Genomic DNA, 16,668 nt, shown 5'->3' on the forward strand with positions numbered 1-16,668 from the left:
CCTAGACGGTGGGAGCGCACCATGCGCACGAAGGCCAGTTCCACAGGCGAAGCACTGACAAGATCGCCAGCGAGCGCCAAGAACCGGTGCGCTTGTGGCGCACCGGGTGACACTCAAGGGTAAGAACCGCGGTCAGGCTTGTGGCCCGGCGCGTATAAGCGAGGCCGCCGAGGCGACCCGCCTATTCGGTCAGAGCGCGGTGACCAGCTCACCACGCTCTATAAAGGCATCGAGATTATCGAACACCAGGTTCTCCATGGCCAGCCGGGTTTCCTCGGTGGCACTGCCGACGTGGGGTAACAGCACCACGTTGGGCATCTCGAACAAGGCTTCGGGCACCCGCGGCTCATCTTCGAACACGTCCAATCCTGCACCGCCCAAGGTCCCTGCCTGCAACGCAGAGACCAGCGCCTGCTCATCGATGACGCTGCCGCGGGCGATGTTCACGACGATACCTTGCGGGCCAAGCGCCTCGAGCACCGCGGCATCGATCAGGTGATGGGTCGACGCCCCACCCGGACAGGCCAGCACCAGAAAGTCCGCCCAACCTGCCAAGGCCTTGAGATCGGCCTCGTAGCCATAGTCGGTGGTCGGATCGGGACGGCGATTGTGGTAGCGGATGTCCATGTCGAAACCGGCAGCACGCTTGGCGATGTCCTTGCCGATCCGCCCGAAGCCGACGATACCCAGCTTCTTGCCACTGACCTTGCGGGTCAGCGGGTACTGGCCCTTGAGCCATTTGCCCTGACGCACATGCTGATCGGAAGCGGAAAACTGCCGTGCGGTGTCGATGAGCAGGCCGATGGCGGTGTCGGCGACGCATTCGTTGAGCACATCCGGCGTGGTGCTGATCGGAATGCCCCGCGCTTTCGCCTCATCGACGGCAATCGAATCGTACCCGACGCCGAAACTGCAGATGGCCCGCAGGTTGGGCATCTGCGCCAGTTGCTCGGCCGAGCAACCGTAACGGGCCGAAGTGACCACGATGTCGATATCGGCACCGTGCTCGGCGAGATAATCCTTGGGCTGTTCCCAGAGGCGGGTCAGCGAGTAGTCGCGCTGCAGGCGCTCGTTGAAACGATTCGGGAAGCGACCGACCTGAAGCACGTTGGGGCGACTCATGCAGCTCTCCTGTAATGGCGATCAAAGAACCGATGATACCTGCCACGACGCTCAGGGAAGCACCGAGGCAGGCATCTCTGTCCGGTAATCGGTCAGGTCACTGGAGCGGGGTTGAAGAGAACGAGGTCGTTGTGCAGGCGATGCTTCTCCGCCCAGGTCTGCTGCTTGCCGCTGGCGACATCCAGGTAGAGCTGGAAAATGTGCCAGCCCATTTCATCGAGGGTCATGCGCCCCGAAGTGATCTGCCCGGCATCGACGTCGATCAGATCCGGCCAGCGCTCCGCCAATTGCGTGCGTGTCGCCACCTTGATCACCGGCACCATCGACAGGCCGTAAGGCGTACCGCGCCCGGTGGTGAAGATGTGCAGGTTCATACCGGCCGCCAGTTGCAGCGTGCCGCAGATGAAATCACTGGCCGGGGTGGCACAGAAGTACAGGCCCTTGCCGCGAATTCGCTCACCCGGGGAGACGACCCCGGCAATCGGGCTGGTGCCGGACTTGGCAATGGAGCCCATGGCCTTTTCGACGATGTTGTTGAGGCCGCCCTTCTTGTTGCCTGGCGTGGTGTTGGCGCTGCGATCGGCCATGCCGCGTTCCAGATAACGGTCGTACCAGTCCATCTCATGAATCAGCGCATCGGCGATTTCGGTGGTCGCGGCCCGCGGGGTGAGCAGATGGATGCCGTCACGCACTTCGGTGTTTTCCGAAAACATCACGGTGGCGCCAGCGCGCACCAGCAGGTCCGAGGCCACACCAAGGGCCGGGTTGGCGGTGATGCCGGAGAACGCGTCACTGCCGCCGCACTGCATGCCGACCACCAGCTCGGAGGCCGGTACGGTTTCCCGGCGACGCTGATCGAGCACCTTCAGGCGCGTCTCGATCATCGCCATGATTTCTTCGACCATGCCGACGAAGCCGGTGCTGGAGTCCTGCAGACGGAACAGCCACTCCTCCTCTTGCATGCCGTTGGTGAGCTGGTCGCCATCCATCAACTGGTTGGCCTGCAGCTTTTCGCAGCCCAGGCTGATCACCAGCGCCTGGCCACCGAGGTTGGGATTGCGGCTGATGTTGTAGAGGGTGCGAATGGGCACCACGGCGTCCGGCGCGTTGATCGCCACGCCACAGCCATAGCTGTGCGACAGCGCCACCACATCGTCGACGTTGGGGTATTTGGGAAGGATTTCCTTGCGCACGCGGTCGACGCAATGGTCGAGCACGCCGACCACGCACTGCACGGTGGTGGTCACGCCGAGGATGTTGCGCGTGCCGACGGTGCCGTCCGGGTTGCGGAAGCCTTCGAATGTGTAGCCTTCCAGCGGCGCGGGCACCGGGGCCTTGATCGTCGCCTTGGGCAGGTTGTCCAGCACCGGCGGCTCGGGCATGCGCAGCACCGCCTCGGTCACCCAGGTGCCAGCGGCGATGGGGTTCAGGGCATAGCCGATCACCTCACCATAACGCACCACGTTGCCACCTTCGGGAATCGCCACCAGCGACACCTTGTGGCTCTGCGGAATGCCCTCCAGCGCCTCCAGGCCATCGGCGAAACGGCCACCGGCCGCCACCCCCTGTTCATTGACCACTACGCCGACGTTGTCGTCGGCGTGCAGGCGGATGTAACGCGGGGAGTCCAGATGTTGAATGAGATCCATGGGGCTAATCCTTTTCTTGTTGTAAGACACGTTCATGGCTTCGCCTGCCGGTGCCAGGCGAAGCCATGAGGGACTCAGGTCGCCGGAGCAGGCGAAGCCTGATCGTTGAGCGCCTGGCCGTTTTCATCCTTCAGCACGACACGCTTGATCGGGCCGACGATGAACAGGTAGCTGCAGACCGCGACCAGTGCGTTGGCGCCGACGTACACCAGTGCCCACTTGAACGAGCCGGTGGCGCTGATGATGTAGCCGATGACGATCGGGGTAGTGATCGAAGCGATGTTGCCGAAGGTGTTGAACAGGCCGCCGGACAGACCAGCGATCTGCTTGGGCGAAGTATCCGACACCACGGCCCAACCAAGGGCCCCGAGACCTTTACCAAAGAATGCGAGGGTCATGAACCCGACGACCATCCACTCGGCCGACACGTAGTTGCACAGCACCATGCTGGTCGACAGCATCAGGCCGCAGACGATCGGCAACTTGCGCGCCAGGGTCAGGCTGTGGCCGCGACGCAGCAGCCAGTCGGAAATCACCCCGCCCAGCACACCGCCGATGAAGCCCATGATCGCTGGCAAGGAGGCGATGATGCCGGCCTTGAGAATGGTCATGCCGCGCTCCTGCACCAGGTACACGGGGAACCAGGTGAGGAAGAAATAGGTGATGGCATTGATGCAGTACTGGCCCAGATAGACACCGACCATCATGCGGTTGGTGAGCAACTGGGTGATGTAGTTCCACTTCGGACCACCGCTGCCCTTCGCCTGATCCATATCGACCAGCCCACCGTTGTTGGCGATGTACTCGACCTCGGCAGCGCTGACGCTCGGGTGCTCCTTGGGGTTGTAGATGGTTTTCATCCACACGCCGGCGAAGATGATGCCCAGTACGCCCATGACCACGAACACGTGCTCCCAGCCGTAGGTGTAGACGATCCAGCCCATCAGCGGTGCGAACAGCGCGGTGGCGAAATACTGCGCCGAGTTGAAGATGGCCGATGCCGTGCCCCGCTCCGCCGTCGGGAACCAGGCGGCGACGATACGGGCGTTACCCGGGAACGAGGGCGCTTCGGCGAAGCCGACCATGAAGCGCAATACGAACAGGGTCACCACGGCCCAGGCGACCGGCATCATGCCGACGAAGCCCTGCAGCAGAGTGAACAGCGACCAGATGAAGATGCCAGCGGCATACACGCGCTTGGAACCGAAACGGTCGAGCAGCCAACCACCCGGGATCTGCCCGATCACGTAGGCCCAGCCGAAGGCCGAGAAGATGTAGCCAAGGGTGATCGCATCGATGCCGAGATCCTTCTGCATGCTGGAGCCAGCGATGGAGATGGTGGCGCGGTCGGCGTAGTTGATGGTGGTTACCAGAAACAGCATCAGCAGTATCAGGTAACGGACGTGGGTTTTCTTCGTGTCTCCCATGGAGATCTCACCTCAGTGTTATTTTTATTACTGAAAAGGTTCTTATCAGGCACGTGCGGGCGTACCAGCCGCCTTGGGGCGGGGATCATCAAGTTTTGAACGAGGTTGTACTTGGCGCGCTAGCTCGTGGCGGCAGCCGTCATGACACCCGGATCGGATCTCAGGACGTTGGGCGCAGACAAGGACGGTCGGACGCAGCCCGTTTTGGGGCTTGGGGAGGACGTGCGGATACTGTTTTTCACGGTTTTATTATCCTTATTGGCTGACGGCGCCTGGCACGGTGAAGGCAATCGATGATTGCGCAATCAATCCGGCAGTGAACATGGCACCACGCAGTTCGCTACACAGTCGACTTTACTATGATTGCGCAATCATTCAAGCAATTTCTTGTTACGTTGTCAGTTGTCTGATGAGAGGTCAGGTAGTAGAGCGGTCGACCAGCGTGAAACCGGTATCCACACGCACGGGAGCCTGCTCGCCAGCATCGCGAAAGCGCTGCAACAGTGCGTTGGCGACCTGCTTGCCCATACGCGCGCCGTCGACGTTCACCGTCGACAGCGCCGGATGCAGGTGCGCTGCGCTGGACAGATCACCAAAGCCCATCACCGCCAACTGCCCGGGAACCTCGATGCCGCGGCTCGCCGCCTCGGCCAGGATGCCCTGGGCCACGGTGTCCGAACTGCAGACGATCACCTGCGGCTGATGACCGTCGGCAAGCAACTGGCGCAACCCTTCCCGCCCGCTTTGCAGCGTGGCGGGCGCGCCAAGCACCGCCATGGGTACTTCATCGACCCCCAGCTCCTTGAGCTGCGCGATCACGCTGTTGCCACGCCTGAAGGCCCGGGAGTCGTCCACAGAGACGATGGCAAAGCGTCGATAGCCCTTGCCGTGCAGATGATTGGCGAGCGCCTGGCCGACCTTTTCGTGGGAGAAGCCCACCTGCATGTCGATGGGAGACGCACCCAGATCCCAGGCCTCGACCACGGGAATGCCCGCGGCCTGCAAACGCAGCCGACTCTCCTCGGTGTGCAACGTGCCGGTCAGCACGATGCCGTCGGGGCGCCGCCCCAGCACCGCGCCGAGCAGCCGCTCTTCCTGCTCGGCGGAATAGCCGGTGAGGCCGATCATGGTCTGGTAGCCGGCGGCAGTCAGGTGATCCATCAGCGACTGTACGGTCTCTGCGAAGATCGAGTGAGCGATGGTCGGCACGAAGATGGCGATCAACCGGCTCTTGTTCGATGCCAGACCACCGGCCAGCATGTTCGGCACGTAACCGGTCACCCGCACCGCTTCGAGTACCTTCTTGCGCGCATCCTCGCTGACCACCTCGGGCCGGTGCAGCGCGCGCGATACGGTGATCGGCGAAACGCCGGCGACCTTGGCCACATCGATCAGGGTAACGCTCGCGCCCTTGTTCGCCGGGGCAGGAGAAGATGAGGAGCGAGAGGATTTCTTTGCCATGACGGGCCGTGGGTTATGCAAGAGAAGCCGCATCTTAACCAGCGGACAGGGCAGTAACTAGGGTCTGTTGACGTTTAAACGCGAGCCGCGTTGCCGCGAGAAATCTCGCCAGGCCGGGCGGCGATCCGCTAGGCGGAGGACGCAGGGAATGGCTGTTCCCTTGCCAAGTCCTCCAACAACGCATGGCGAGATTTCTCGCGCAACCCACAGGGCCGGCGCGGCCGTGCGTAAAACGTCAACAGACCCTAGACACAGCTGTAATCGGGTGTTGCCCCCGAATGCAGAAAGCCCGGGCACGAGGCCCGGGCTTTCTGGGTGCCTGCGAAGGCGAGTCGCTTACTGAGCGCCCTGGGCGTCGATCAGCGCAGCCAGTTTCTCGTACTCGGCCGGCAACAGGTCGGTCAGCGGCGCACGGACCGGGCCGGCGTCGTAGCCGGCGATCTTGGCGCCAGCCTTGACGATGCTGACCCCGTAACCGGCTGTCAGGTTGCGGATATCCAGGTACGGCAGGAAGAAGTCATCGATGATCTTGCCAACGGTGGCGTGATCTTCACGGGCGATCGCGTGGTAGAACTCCATCGCAGTCTTCGGAATGAAGTTGAACACCGCCGACGAGTAAACCGGTACGCCCAGCGCCTTGTAAGCAGCGGCATAGACTTCAGCGGTCGGCAGACCGCCCAGGTAGGTGAGACGATCACCCAGGCGACGGCGGATCGAGACCATCAGTTCGATGTCGCCCAGGCCGTCCTTGTAACCGATCAGGTTCGGGCAACGCTCGGCCAGTTGCTCCAGCAACGGAGCGGTCAGGCGGCAGACGTTACGGTTGTAGACCACCACACCGATCTTCACCGATTTGCAGACCTGCTCGACGTGGGCAGCAACGCCTTCCTGCGACGCTTCGGTCAGGTAATGCGGCAGCAGCAGCAGGCCCTTGGCGCCCAGGCGCTCGGCTTCCTGTGCGTACTGAATGGCCTGGCGAGTGGAACCACCCACGCCAGCGAGGATTGGCACGCTACCGGAGCAAGTGTCGACGGCGGTCTTGATGACGGACGAGTATTCGTCGGCAGCCAGGGAGAAGAACTCACCGGTACCGCCTGCCGCGAACAGAGCGGTGGCGCCGTACGGGGCCAGCCACTCGAGGCGACGCACGTAGCCGGCCGGGTTGAATTCACCAGCGGCATCGAAGTCGGTCAGCGGGAAGGACAGCAGGCCGGAGGAGAGGACGGTTTTTAGTTCTTGTGGAGTCATTCTTCTTACACCCTTGGATGAGGACATGGAGGCCGTTACCGGCAACTGAAGTCATACGTTATCGTACAACTACATATATTCCAAGCCCTCGGAAGCTTTTTTCTACGAGTTGCACCGTTTGAGGGCAATGCATGGAAATTCAAAGAAATGGCTAAGTCCAGGAAATAAGCGAGGAAAATCAGCTATTAAATTGGGAATATCATGCCTTGGATGGGTAGAAAGCCGCTTTCTAGCAGAAAGAATTCCCACCAACCCGCCTCTTCAAGGAGAGTGAATGCCAGACAAGTCGTACGATGACATGGAGAAATAACAGATCAACTGGTGGGCTTTAGCGGATCGCCGCCCGCCCTCCTACGACTCCCACCCTCCTCGCAGGGTCGACTGCGCGGCCCCCTACTGCGCTATCGCAATAATGGAAAAAGAGCGCGTCTACCCCACCCTCGTAGGGTGGGGCTTCAGCCCACCATTGGCGCCTGACCGCCCCACAATGGATGACTGCCCCCTGTAACACCCGTCAGACCACCAATGGCCTAACTATCTGTGGAATACCGACCACAGCATGAATAATTGCCCCGAACGCAAAAGCCCAGGCACTAGGCCTGGGCTTTTGTTTTCGAGCCGGTTGCTTACTGAGCGCCTTGCGCCTTGATCAGTGCAGCCAGTTGCTCGTATTCGCCGGGCAGCAGATCGGTCAGCGGAGCGCGGACCGGGCCTGCGTCGTAACCGGAGATCTTGGCGCCAGCCTTGACGATGCTCACGGCGTAGCCGGACTTGCGATTGCGGATGTCCAGGTACGGCAGGAAGAAGTCGTCGATGATCTTGGCGACGGTGGCGTGATCGTCCTTGGCAATGGCGTGGTAGAAGTCCATCGCGGTTTTCGGGATGAAGTTGAACACCGCCGACGAATAGACCGGTACGCCCAGTGCCTTGTAGGCAGCGGCATAGACTTCAGCGGTCGGCAGACCGCCGAGGTAGCTGAAGCGATCGCCGAGACGACGGCGAATCGAGACCATCAGCTCGATGTCGCCCAGACCGTCCTTGTAGCCGATCAGGTTCGGGCAACGCTCGGCCAACTGCTCCAGCAGCGGAGCGGTCAGGCGGCAGACGTTACGGTTGTAGACCACCACACCGATCTTCACCGATTTGCAGACCTGCTCGACGTGGGCGGCAACGCCTTCCTGCGACGCTTCGGTCAGGTAGTGCGGCAGCAGCAGCAGGCCCTTGGCGCCAAGGCGCTCGGCTTCCTGGGCGTACTGGATGGCCTGGCGAGTGGAACCGCCCACGCCAGCGAGGATTGGCACGCTACCGGCGCAAGTGTCGACGGCGGTCTTGATGACGGACGAGTACTCGTCGGCAGCCAGGGAGAAGAATTCACCGGTACCGCCAGCCGCGAACAGAGCGGTGGCGCCGTACGGGGCCAGCCACTCGAGGCGGCGCACGTAACCTTCGGGATTGAATTCGCCTTGGGCATCGAAATCGGTCAGCGGGAAAGACAGCAGACCGGAGGAGAGGACGGATTTTAATTCTTGTGGGGTCATTCTTCGAACACCTGTAGCGCGTATGGAAATGGAGCAGCCTTGGCTGTTAGAGATACGTTATCGTACGACATTATTGAAAGCCATACTTTTCTCTTCACTTACCTACAGAGCCCTCTACATGGGGCGCTACGTGCAACGCTCAGGCGCTGCGACAGGCAGCGGAAGTATTTTTGGGGCGCCGTCATATGACAACCCTCTGCGCCCTCCTCCATCCATAAATGTCGCCAAACGTCCGATGCTGCCGCGGGGCGATGCCACCAGATATCGCTTCGCTCAAGCCAGGCGGCCGTCTCGCCACGCGTTTTTTCGCCGCCGCGCTGGCCCGCTCGGGATAACTGGCCGGCCACCAGGACGGCGTACCAATGATAACGTCATCAGACAACCTTAGACTTAAGCAGGGTGCCAGCGGTCGCCAAGCCCACTCCCACAACGTAGGAGAGCAAGCCGTCTATTCTGCCCATTACAGCCCTATCAAGTGCCACAATGAAGCAATATTCTTGTTAGGTGAGCGCGTTGACAAACGATTCGAGGGATGCCGATAATCCCGTAATGTCATACGACAACAGATGACAATCTCTAAATAACAACAAGCAGAGAACAGGCCTTCCGCCCATGACTACGACTTCCAACGCCCCAGTACCCTTCAATCGCCTGCTGCTCACCGGCGCAGCCGGCGGGCTGGGCAAGGTACTGCGCGAACGTCTGCAGCCCCTGACCAAGATCCTGCGTCTCTCGGACATCGTCGAAATGGCGCCGGCCGAAGGTGAGCACATCGAGATTCAGCTCTGCGATCTGGCTGACAAGCAGGCCGTTCATCAGCTCGTTGAAGGTGTCGATGCGATCCTGCATTTCGGTGGGGTGTCGGTGGAACGTCCGTTCGAGGAAATCCTCGGCCCGAACATCAGCGGCGTGTTCCACATCTACGAAGCCGCTCGCCGCCACGGCGTCAAACGCGTGATCTTCGCCAGCTCCAACCATGTCATCGGCTTCCATAAACAGACTGACACCATCGACGCCAGCGCTGCGCGCCGTCCTGATGGTTACTACGGTCTGTCGAAGTCCTACGGCGAAGACATGGCCAGCTTCTATTTCGACCGCTACGGTATCGAGACCGTGAGCATTCGCATCGGCTCCTCGTTCACCGAGCCGCTCAACCGCCGCATGATGAGCACCTGGCTGAGCTACGACGACCTGGTGCAACTGATCGAGCACGGCCTCACCACTCCGGATGTCGGCCACACCGTGGTCTACGGCGCTTCGGCGAACAAGACCGTGTGGTGGGACAACAGCAAGGCCGCTCACCTGGGCTTCCAGCCCAAGGACAGCTCCGAAGTATTCCGCGACAAGGTAGAGGCGCAGCCACCCGTGGCGGCAGACGACCCGAACGCCCTGTATCACGGCGGCGCCTTCACGGCAGCTGGGCCGTTCGGCGACGACTGACACCTCGCATCCTCGATAACAATAAAAAAGAGGTCGGACATGCCCAAGCAAGCCGAACTGATTCTCGATGCACGCAACAGCGTGGGTGAAAGCCCGGTGTGGAGCGTGCAGGATCAGGCCCTTTACTGGGCCGACATCCCCAACAAGCGCCTGTACCGCTGGAACCTGGCCGACGCCACCACGCAAAGCTGGGAAGCGGACGAGATGCTCGCCTGCATCGCCCGGCACGGCGACGGCAGTTGGATAGCCGGCATGGAAAGCGGCATCTTCCAACTGACTGCCGGTGACGATGGGCGGCTCAGCGGCGAACGCCTGATCGACGTCAACCATGCCCGCGAGGGGATGCGCTTCAACGACGGTCGCAGTGACCGCCAGGGCCGTTTCTGGGCAGGCAGCATGCTCCTGGACATGGCGGCAGGCGCCAACGTCGGCGCCCTGTATCGCTATGACGGCGCCGGGCAAAGCACCCTCCCAGTGCTGCTCGATGACCTGATCGTCCCCAATGGCCTGGGTTTCAGCCCGGACGGCCGCACCATGTATCTGTCCGACTCGCACCCGTCGGTGCAGCTCATCTGGGCGTTCGATTACGACACCGACAGCGGCACGCCGCACAACCGCCGCCTGTTCGTCGACATGAACGACTACCCCGGTCGCCCTGATGGCGCTGCCGTGGATGCCGATGGTTGCTACTGGATCTGCGGCAACGATGCCGGCCTGATTCACCGTTTCACCCCAGCCGGTCGCCTCGATCGCTCGCTGGAAGTACCGGTGAAGAAGCCGACCATGTGCGCCTTCGGCGGCGCCAACCTGGACACCCTGTACGTCACTTCGATTCGCCCGGGCGGCAACCTGGACGATCAACCTCTGGCCGGTGGCGTTTTCGCCCTGCAGCCAGGCGTCAGTGGCCTTGAAGAAACACCGTTTCAGTCCTGATTACCAACACCCCGGGAACCCGTGATCCGACGGGCCACCCTGGCGCTTCATAACGCTGCACACCAACAACAACAAAATGGAGTTTCACATGAACCTCAAGCGCAAGTTGCTCATCGCCGCACTCCCGCTGGCCATCGGCCTGTCGAGCCTGGCTCAGGCTGCGACCACCCTGAAGATGGCTGAGATCCATCCCGCCGGTTACCCGACCGTAGTGGCCATGGAAAACCTCGGCAAGAAACTCGAAGAAGCCACCAACGGCGAGATCAAGTACCGCATGTTCGCCGGCGGCGTACTGGGTTCGGAAAAAGAAGTCATCGAACAGACTCAGATCGGTGCCGTGCAGATCACCCGTGTGAGCCTTGGCTCGGTGGGCCCTGTGGTACCGGATACCAACGTGTTCAACATGCCGTTCGTGTTCCGCGACGTCGACCACATGCGCAAAGTCATCGACGGCGACGTCGGTCAGGAGATCCTCGACAAGATCACCGCTTCCGAATTCAACATGGTCGGTCTGGCGTGGATGGATGGCGGCAGCCGCAGCATCTACACCAAGAAGCCGGTTCGCAAGATCGAAGACCTCAAGGGCATGAAGATCCGCGTAATCGGCAACCCGCTGTTCATCGATACCCTCAACGCCATGGGTGCCAACGGCATCGCCATGGACACCGGTGAAATCTTCAGCGCCCTGCAGACCGGCGTGATCGACGGTGCCGAGAACAACCCGCCTACCCTGCTCGAGCACAACCACTTCCAGTCGGCCAAGTACTACACCCAGACCCATCACCTGATCCTGCCGGAGCCGTTGATGATGTCCAAGACTGCCTGGGAGAAACTGACCCCGGAACAGCAGGAACTGGTCAAGAAGTTCGCCAAGGAAGCACAACTCGAAGAGCGCAAGCTGTGGGACGAGAAGAGCGCAGCCAGCGTCGAGAAACTCAAAGCGGCCGGCGTTGAGTTCATCGAAATCGACACCAAGCCCTTCTATGACGCCACTGCTCCGGTTCGCGAGAAGTACGGCGCACCTTATGTCGAGCTGATCAAGCGCATCGAAGCCGTCAAGTAAACCGATCACTCCGACGAATGCTGTGGCGGCGCGTCCTGCGCCGCCACGCTGTGGTGAAGTCTCATGAAGAATACATTCTTACGCGCCTGTGATGCCCTGTACATGACCTGTATCTGGGTAGCGGGGCTGTCCATCACGGTGATGGCCCTGATCATTCCTTGGGGCATCTTTGCCCGCTACGTACTCGGTGCCGGCTCCAGCTGGCCAGAGCCTGTAGCCATTTTGCTGATGGCACTGTTCACGTTCGTCGGTGCCGCAGCCAGTTACCGCGCTGGGGCGCACATGGCCGTGACTTCCCTGACCGATCGCCTGCCGAAAGCTTGGCATGGCGCAATCACCCTACTGGTGGAACTGCTGATGGCAGCGGTATGCCTGTTCATGCTCATCTGGGGCATCAAACTGTGCATGGCTACCTGGAATCAGTTCCTCGCCTCGCTGACTTCGGTACGCGTGGGCATGGCCTACTCCCCTATTCCAATCGGTGGTTTCGTGACCCTGATCTTTATCCTCGAAAGACTGTTGTTCGGCGATCAGAGTGGTCGACGAGTGGGCAATTACGAGCATGTTGAAGAAGCCAAGGAGGCCGTGTAAATGGACGCGCTCATCCTGCTTGGTAGTTTCGTCGTACTGATTCTGCTGCGTATGCCGGTGGCCTATGCGCTGGGTCTGTCTGCGCTGATCGGCGCCTGGTGGATCGACATCCCGCTGCACGCGGTGATGATTTCCGTGACCGGCGGCATCAGCAAGTTCTCCCTGCTGGCCATTCCGTTCTTCGTACTCGCGGGTGCGATCATGGCGGAAGGCGGTATGTCCCGCCGTCTGGTCGCTTTCGCTGGCGTACTGGTAGGCTTCGTCCGTGGAGGCCTGTCGCTGGTCAACATCATGGCCTCGACCTTCTTCGGCGCCATCTCCGGCTCGGCCCTGGCGGATACCGCCTCGGTAGGGTCGGTGATGATTCCGGAAATGGAGCGCAACGGTTATCCGCGCGAATACGCCACCGCCGTAACGGTGAGTGGCTCGGTACAAGCGCTGCTGACCCCGCCGAGCCACAACTCGGTGATCTACTCGCTGGCCGCTGGTGGTACCGTCTCCATCGCCTCGCTGTTCATCGCCGGCATTGGCCCGGGCCTGCTGCTCAGCGCCGTGATGATGGGTCTGTGCATGTTCTTCGCCAAGAAGCGCAACTACCCGAAAGGCGAAGTCATCCCGCTGAAGCAGGCATTGAAGATCTGCATGGATGCCATCTGGGGCCTGTTCACCATGGTGATCATCCTCGGCGGCATCATCTCCGGCATCTTCACGGCCACCGAGTCGGCGGCCATCGCCGTGCTGTGGGCGTTCTTCGTCACCATGTTCATCTACCGTGACTACAAGTGGCGTGACCTGCCCAAGCTGATGCATCGCACGGTACGCACGATCTCGATCGTGATGATCCTGATCGCCTTCGCCGCCAGCTTCGGCTACATCATGACGCTGATGCAGATTCCGTCGAAGATCACCACCGCGTTCATGACCATCTCGGACAACCGCTACGTGATCCTGATGTGCATCAACTTCATGCTGCTGGCTCTGGGCACGGTGATGGACATGGCGCCGCTGATCCTGATCCTCACCCCGATCCTGTTGCCGGTGGTGCTGTCGATCGGTGTCGATCCGGTGCACTTCGGGATGATCATGCTGGTCAACCTGGGTATCGGGCTGATAACGCCACCAGTGGGTGCGGTGCTGTTCGTCGGCGCGGCGATCGGCAAGGTCACCATCGAAAACACCGTGAAAGCACTGCTGCCGTTCTACGCTGCACTGTTCATGGTGCTGATGGCGGTGACCTACATCCCGGCAATTTCGCTGTGGCTGCCTAGCGTCGTACTCTGATACTGCTACACCCGCGGCGGGTCGCGTGCATACGCGACCCGCCGTTTTTTTTAGCGCGGCGAGAACGGCCACCAAACCGTCAGGCGCTCAAGGCTAAACTCGATACGGAAATTGCTGCCATGACGTCCCCTGCCCTGTTTCCCCGCCACATCGCCGTGCTGTTGCTGGCCCTGCTGGCATGCTCCTTCGCCGGCAACCACATCGCTGCACGCATCGCTTTCGACAACGACACCGGCCTGCTGCTTGCGATCCTGTGTCGTTCCGGTGTCACCATGCTGGTGCTGCTGGGCATCGTGCTCTGGCAACGCCAGGCGCTGCAGATGCCACCGGGTGCCTGGCGCTGGCAACTGCTGCTGGGGCTGCTGATCGCCACGCAGAGCATCTGCCTGTACTCGGCCGTGGCGCGCATTCCGGTGGCGCTCGCGTTGCTGATCGGCAATACCTTCCCGATCCTGCTCGCGCTGCTCACCTGGGCGCTGGGCGGCTCGGCACCGACGCGCCGCACGGTGATGCTCATGGGCCTGATTCTGCTTGGCCTGGTGTTCGCCCTGGATCTTCCCGCACGCCTGAGCGCCAGCGAGCCGGCCGGCCCGGAATGGGTGGTCGGAGTCAGCGTGTCGTTCCTCGCCGCCTGCGTATTCGCCTGCGCGCTGTGGATCACCGACCACAAGCTGTCGAACCTGCGCGGCTCGGTGCGCAGCATGCTGACGTTGATGATCGTGTTCAGCAGCATGGCGCTGGCGGGCAGCGCCGACCTGATCCCTGGCGGCATGAAGCTGCCGGGCAACGAGACCGGCTGGATCGCGCTGGGCGCACTGGTGCTGCTCTACGGCATCGCCTTCTGCATGCTGTTCGTCACCGTGCCGCGCCTGAACATGGCCAAGAACGCGCCCGTGATGAACATGGAGCCCATCGCCACGCTACTGTTCGGCTGGCTGCTGCTGGATCAGGTATTGAGCGGTATACAGATGATCGGCGGCGCGATCGTGCTGGCGGGGATCGTTCTACTGACCTATCGCAAGGACGCCTGAGCATCTGCCTGCGATCGGCTGTGCATCGATTTTGCGGCGTTAGAAACAGGCTGGCTCTGCAGCCCGTTTCTGCCTTGCAGGGCTCAGGCCTGCTTGACGACCACTTCAGCGGCCTCGTGGGCCTGACGCAGCCGCTCGCGGCTGTTGGTCAGGTGCAGGCGCATGGCGGCGCGTGCGGCGTCGGAGTCCTGGCGGGCGATGGCTTCGAAGATCTGCTCATGCTCACGCTCGAGGCGCGCCATGTAATGGGCGTGATCGTCATGGGCGATGCGCGCCGAGTTGAGCCGGGTACGCGGAATGATACTGGTACCCAGATGGCTCATGATATCGGTGAAGTAGCGGTTGCCAGTGGCGTGAGCGATCTGCAGGTGAAACTGGAAATCGGACGACACCGCATCGCTCTCGTGGGCCGCGCCTTCATTCAGCGCATCCAGAGCCTGACGCATGGACGCCAGTTGTTCGGGCGTCCGTCGTTGCGCAGCCAGGCCAGCCGACTCGACTTCCAGGCTGATGCGCAGCTCGAGCACGGCGAGCACTTCACGCAGCGTGACGATGGTCGCGGGGTCGATGCGAAAGCCACCGGGATTGGGCGTATCCAGAACGAAGGTGCCGATGCCATGGCGGGTTTCCACCAGGCCGGAAGCCTGCAACCGCGACAAGGCTTCACGCACGACGGTGCGGCTGACGCCCTGCTCTTCCATGATCGCCGACTCGGTCGGCAACTTTTCGCCACGCTTGATCACCCCATCGCGAATGCGCTCGGACAGCTCCGCGACCAGTTCTTGAGCCAGGCTGCGGTGCTTGCGGCGCGCACGTGGCGGCGTGTTCTGATTTTCCATAGCAATCGATATCGTCTGGGATGGTCAAACTCCATCATATATCAGGCGGTTGTATGATGACACGTTCTTCGTTTATCTCCGGCAAATGACTCGTTAACTGCACAGGTACCGCACTATGCCGCTCGACACATTGCATCTGCAGGATCGCCTCACACACCTCACGCTGGCACCTCGAACCGGCGGCAGTATCGCCAACTGGACGGTCAAGGACGGCGGTCAAGCCTTGCTGCGCCATGCCGATGAAGGAACCCTGCAGGCCAGCACGCCTCGCCAGCTCGGTTGCTACCCGCTGGCGCCCTGGTCGAACCGCATCACCGAGGGCGGTTTCGACAACCCGCAAGGCTGGCTCGCGCTAGAGGCCAATGTCGACAACTCGGCACTGCCGATCCACGGCAGTGCCTGGCAACAACCCTGGGAGGTGATCGAGCACAGCGACGACTCGGCCCTGTTGCGCCTGGAAAGCCAGACGCCGTTCGCCTATGTCGCAGAGCAACGGATTCGTCTGCACGAAGGCCGCCTGGATATCCAGCTGCAGGTCACCCATATGGCCGAGGCGCCAATGTGGCATGGGCTGGGCCTGCACCCATATTTCCCGCGCACGCCGGCTACCCGCCTGCAAGCCCGCGCGGGGCAGGTATGGAATTGCGACGCGAACAGCCTGCCGACGCAACTGAGCGAACTGCCGGAACATTGGGACTTCAACGACGAGCGTGATCTGCCGACGCAGCATACCGACAACGCCTTCATCGACTGGAACGGCCAGGCGCGCATTCTGCAGCCCGACGCCGGCTACGCTCTGGAGATCAGCGCCACGGGCAGTGACCTGTACCTGCTGTTCTGCCCGGAACGAAAGCCGTTCTTCTGCTTCGAGCCGGTCAGCCACCCGGTCAATGCTCACCACCTGCCGGGCAGGCCAGGGCTGGTGTTGTTGCACGAGGGACAGAGCCACAGCCTGACGTTCAGCCTGCAGTACCGCACGCTGGCCTGACGCAACCCGGGTCACAACTCGCGGCGGCTTTGCTGGACTTTCGCCGCACGTTGACGA

Annotated in this window: 14 protein-coding genes; 7 read left to right on the forward strand and 7 right to left on the reverse strand. The window is 61.6% G+C overall.

Annotation, left to right across the window (positions count from 1 at the left end):
* Positions 1–189: 189 nt before the first annotated feature.
* From QRN22_RS15480 to kdgD (QRN22_RS15505), 6 genes are all read right to left on the reverse strand, one after another.
* A complete protein-coding gene (locus QRN22_RS15480) occupies positions 190–1,122 on the reverse strand; it encodes a 2-hydroxyacid dehydrogenase (protein WP_042555377.1) in 933 nt (310 codons plus the stop codon).
* Positions 1,123–1,214: 92 nt separating this feature from the next.
* Positions 1,215–2,771 (reverse strand): galactarate dehydratase, encoded by a 1,557-nt coding sequence (garD, locus tag QRN22_RS15485; RefSeq protein ID WP_042555376.1) that lies wholly within the window; start codon positions 2,769–2,771, stop codon positions 1,215–1,217.
* Between the two features lie 74 nt (positions 2,772–2,845).
* Positions 2,846–4,198, reverse strand: a complete 1,353-nt coding sequence (locus tag QRN22_RS15490; RefSeq protein WP_042555375.1) for an MFS transporter — start codon at positions 4,196–4,198, stop codon at positions 2,846–2,848.
* Positions 4,199–4,615: 417 nt separating this feature from the next.
* The gene (locus QRN22_RS15495) at positions 4,616–5,659 is read right to left on the reverse strand and encodes a LacI family DNA-binding transcriptional regulator (protein WP_042555374.1); all 1,044 of its coding nucleotides are present in this window, start codon (positions 5,657–5,659) and stop codon (positions 4,616–4,618) included.
* A gap of 336 nt (positions 5,660–5,995) precedes the next feature.
* Positions 5,996–6,907, reverse strand: a complete 912-nt coding sequence (gene kdgD / locus QRN22_RS15500; RefSeq protein WP_042555373.1) for a 5-dehydro-4-deoxyglucarate dehydratase — start codon at positions 6,905–6,907, stop codon at positions 5,996–5,998.
* A gap of 626 nt (positions 6,908–7,533) precedes the next feature.
* Complete coding sequence (gene kdgD / locus QRN22_RS15505) at positions 7,534–8,445, reverse strand: 5-dehydro-4-deoxyglucarate dehydratase (protein WP_042555372.1); 912 nt, start codon at positions 8,443–8,445, stop codon at positions 7,534–7,536.
* 612 nt (positions 8,446–9,057) lie between these two features.
* Here kdgD (QRN22_RS15505) and QRN22_RS15510 point away from each other — a divergent pair.
* The 6 genes from QRN22_RS15510 (at position 9,058) to QRN22_RS15535 (ending at position 14,784) form a co-directional block, all read left to right on the forward strand.
* On the forward strand, positions 9,058–9,885 hold the full coding sequence (locus tag QRN22_RS15510) for an NAD-dependent epimerase/dehydratase family protein (protein ID WP_042555371.1): 828 nt from the start codon (positions 9,058–9,060) through the stop codon (positions 9,883–9,885).
* A 39-nt stretch (positions 9,886–9,924) separates the two neighbouring features.
* A complete protein-coding gene (locus QRN22_RS15515) occupies positions 9,925–10,818 on the forward strand; it encodes an SMP-30/gluconolactonase/LRE family protein (RefSeq protein WP_042555370.1) in 894 nt (297 codons plus the stop codon).
* A gap of 88 nt (positions 10,819–10,906) precedes the next feature.
* On the forward strand, positions 10,907–11,881 hold the full coding sequence (locus QRN22_RS15520; RefSeq protein ID WP_042555369.1) for a TRAP transporter substrate-binding protein: 975 nt from the start codon (positions 10,907–10,909) through the stop codon (positions 11,879–11,881).
* A 63-nt stretch (positions 11,882–11,944) separates the two neighbouring features.
* The gene (locus tag QRN22_RS15525) at positions 11,945–12,472 is read left to right on the forward strand and encodes a TRAP transporter small permease (protein WP_042555368.1); all 528 of its coding nucleotides are present in this window, start codon (positions 11,945–11,947) and stop codon (positions 12,470–12,472) included.
* Complete coding sequence (locus tag QRN22_RS15530; protein ID WP_042555367.1) at positions 12,473–13,753, forward strand: TRAP transporter large permease; 1,281 nt, start codon at positions 12,473–12,475, stop codon at positions 13,751–13,753. It abuts the gene before it with no gap.
* A gap of 119 nt (positions 13,754–13,872) precedes the next feature.
* A complete protein-coding gene (locus QRN22_RS15535; protein ID WP_042556273.1) occupies positions 13,873–14,784 on the forward strand; it encodes an EamA family transporter in 912 nt (303 codons plus the stop codon).
* 83 nt (positions 14,785–14,867) lie between these two features.
* Here QRN22_RS15535 and QRN22_RS15540 read toward each other — a convergent pair whose 3' ends face one another.
* Positions 14,868–15,623 carry a FadR/GntR family transcriptional regulator gene (locus QRN22_RS15540; protein ID WP_042556272.1) on the reverse strand — a complete coding sequence of 252 codons (756 nt, stop codon included), beginning with the start codon at positions 15,621–15,623 and terminating at the stop codon, positions 14,868–14,870.
* A 115-nt stretch (positions 15,624–15,738) separates the two neighbouring features.
* Between QRN22_RS15540 and QRN22_RS15545 the strand changes: the two genes are divergently transcribed.
* The gene (locus QRN22_RS15545) at positions 15,739–16,611 is read left to right on the forward strand and encodes an aldose 1-epimerase (protein WP_042556271.1); all 873 of its coding nucleotides are present in this window, start codon (positions 15,739–15,741) and stop codon (positions 16,609–16,611) included.
* Positions 16,612–16,668 lie beyond the last annotated feature (57 nt).

Origin of the sequence: Pseudomonas sp. MEJ086 (assembly GCF_030209025.1) — a bacterium.
GTDB lineage: Bacteria > Pseudomonadota > Gammaproteobacteria > Pseudomonadales > Pseudomonadaceae > Aquipseudomonas > Aquipseudomonas fulva_A.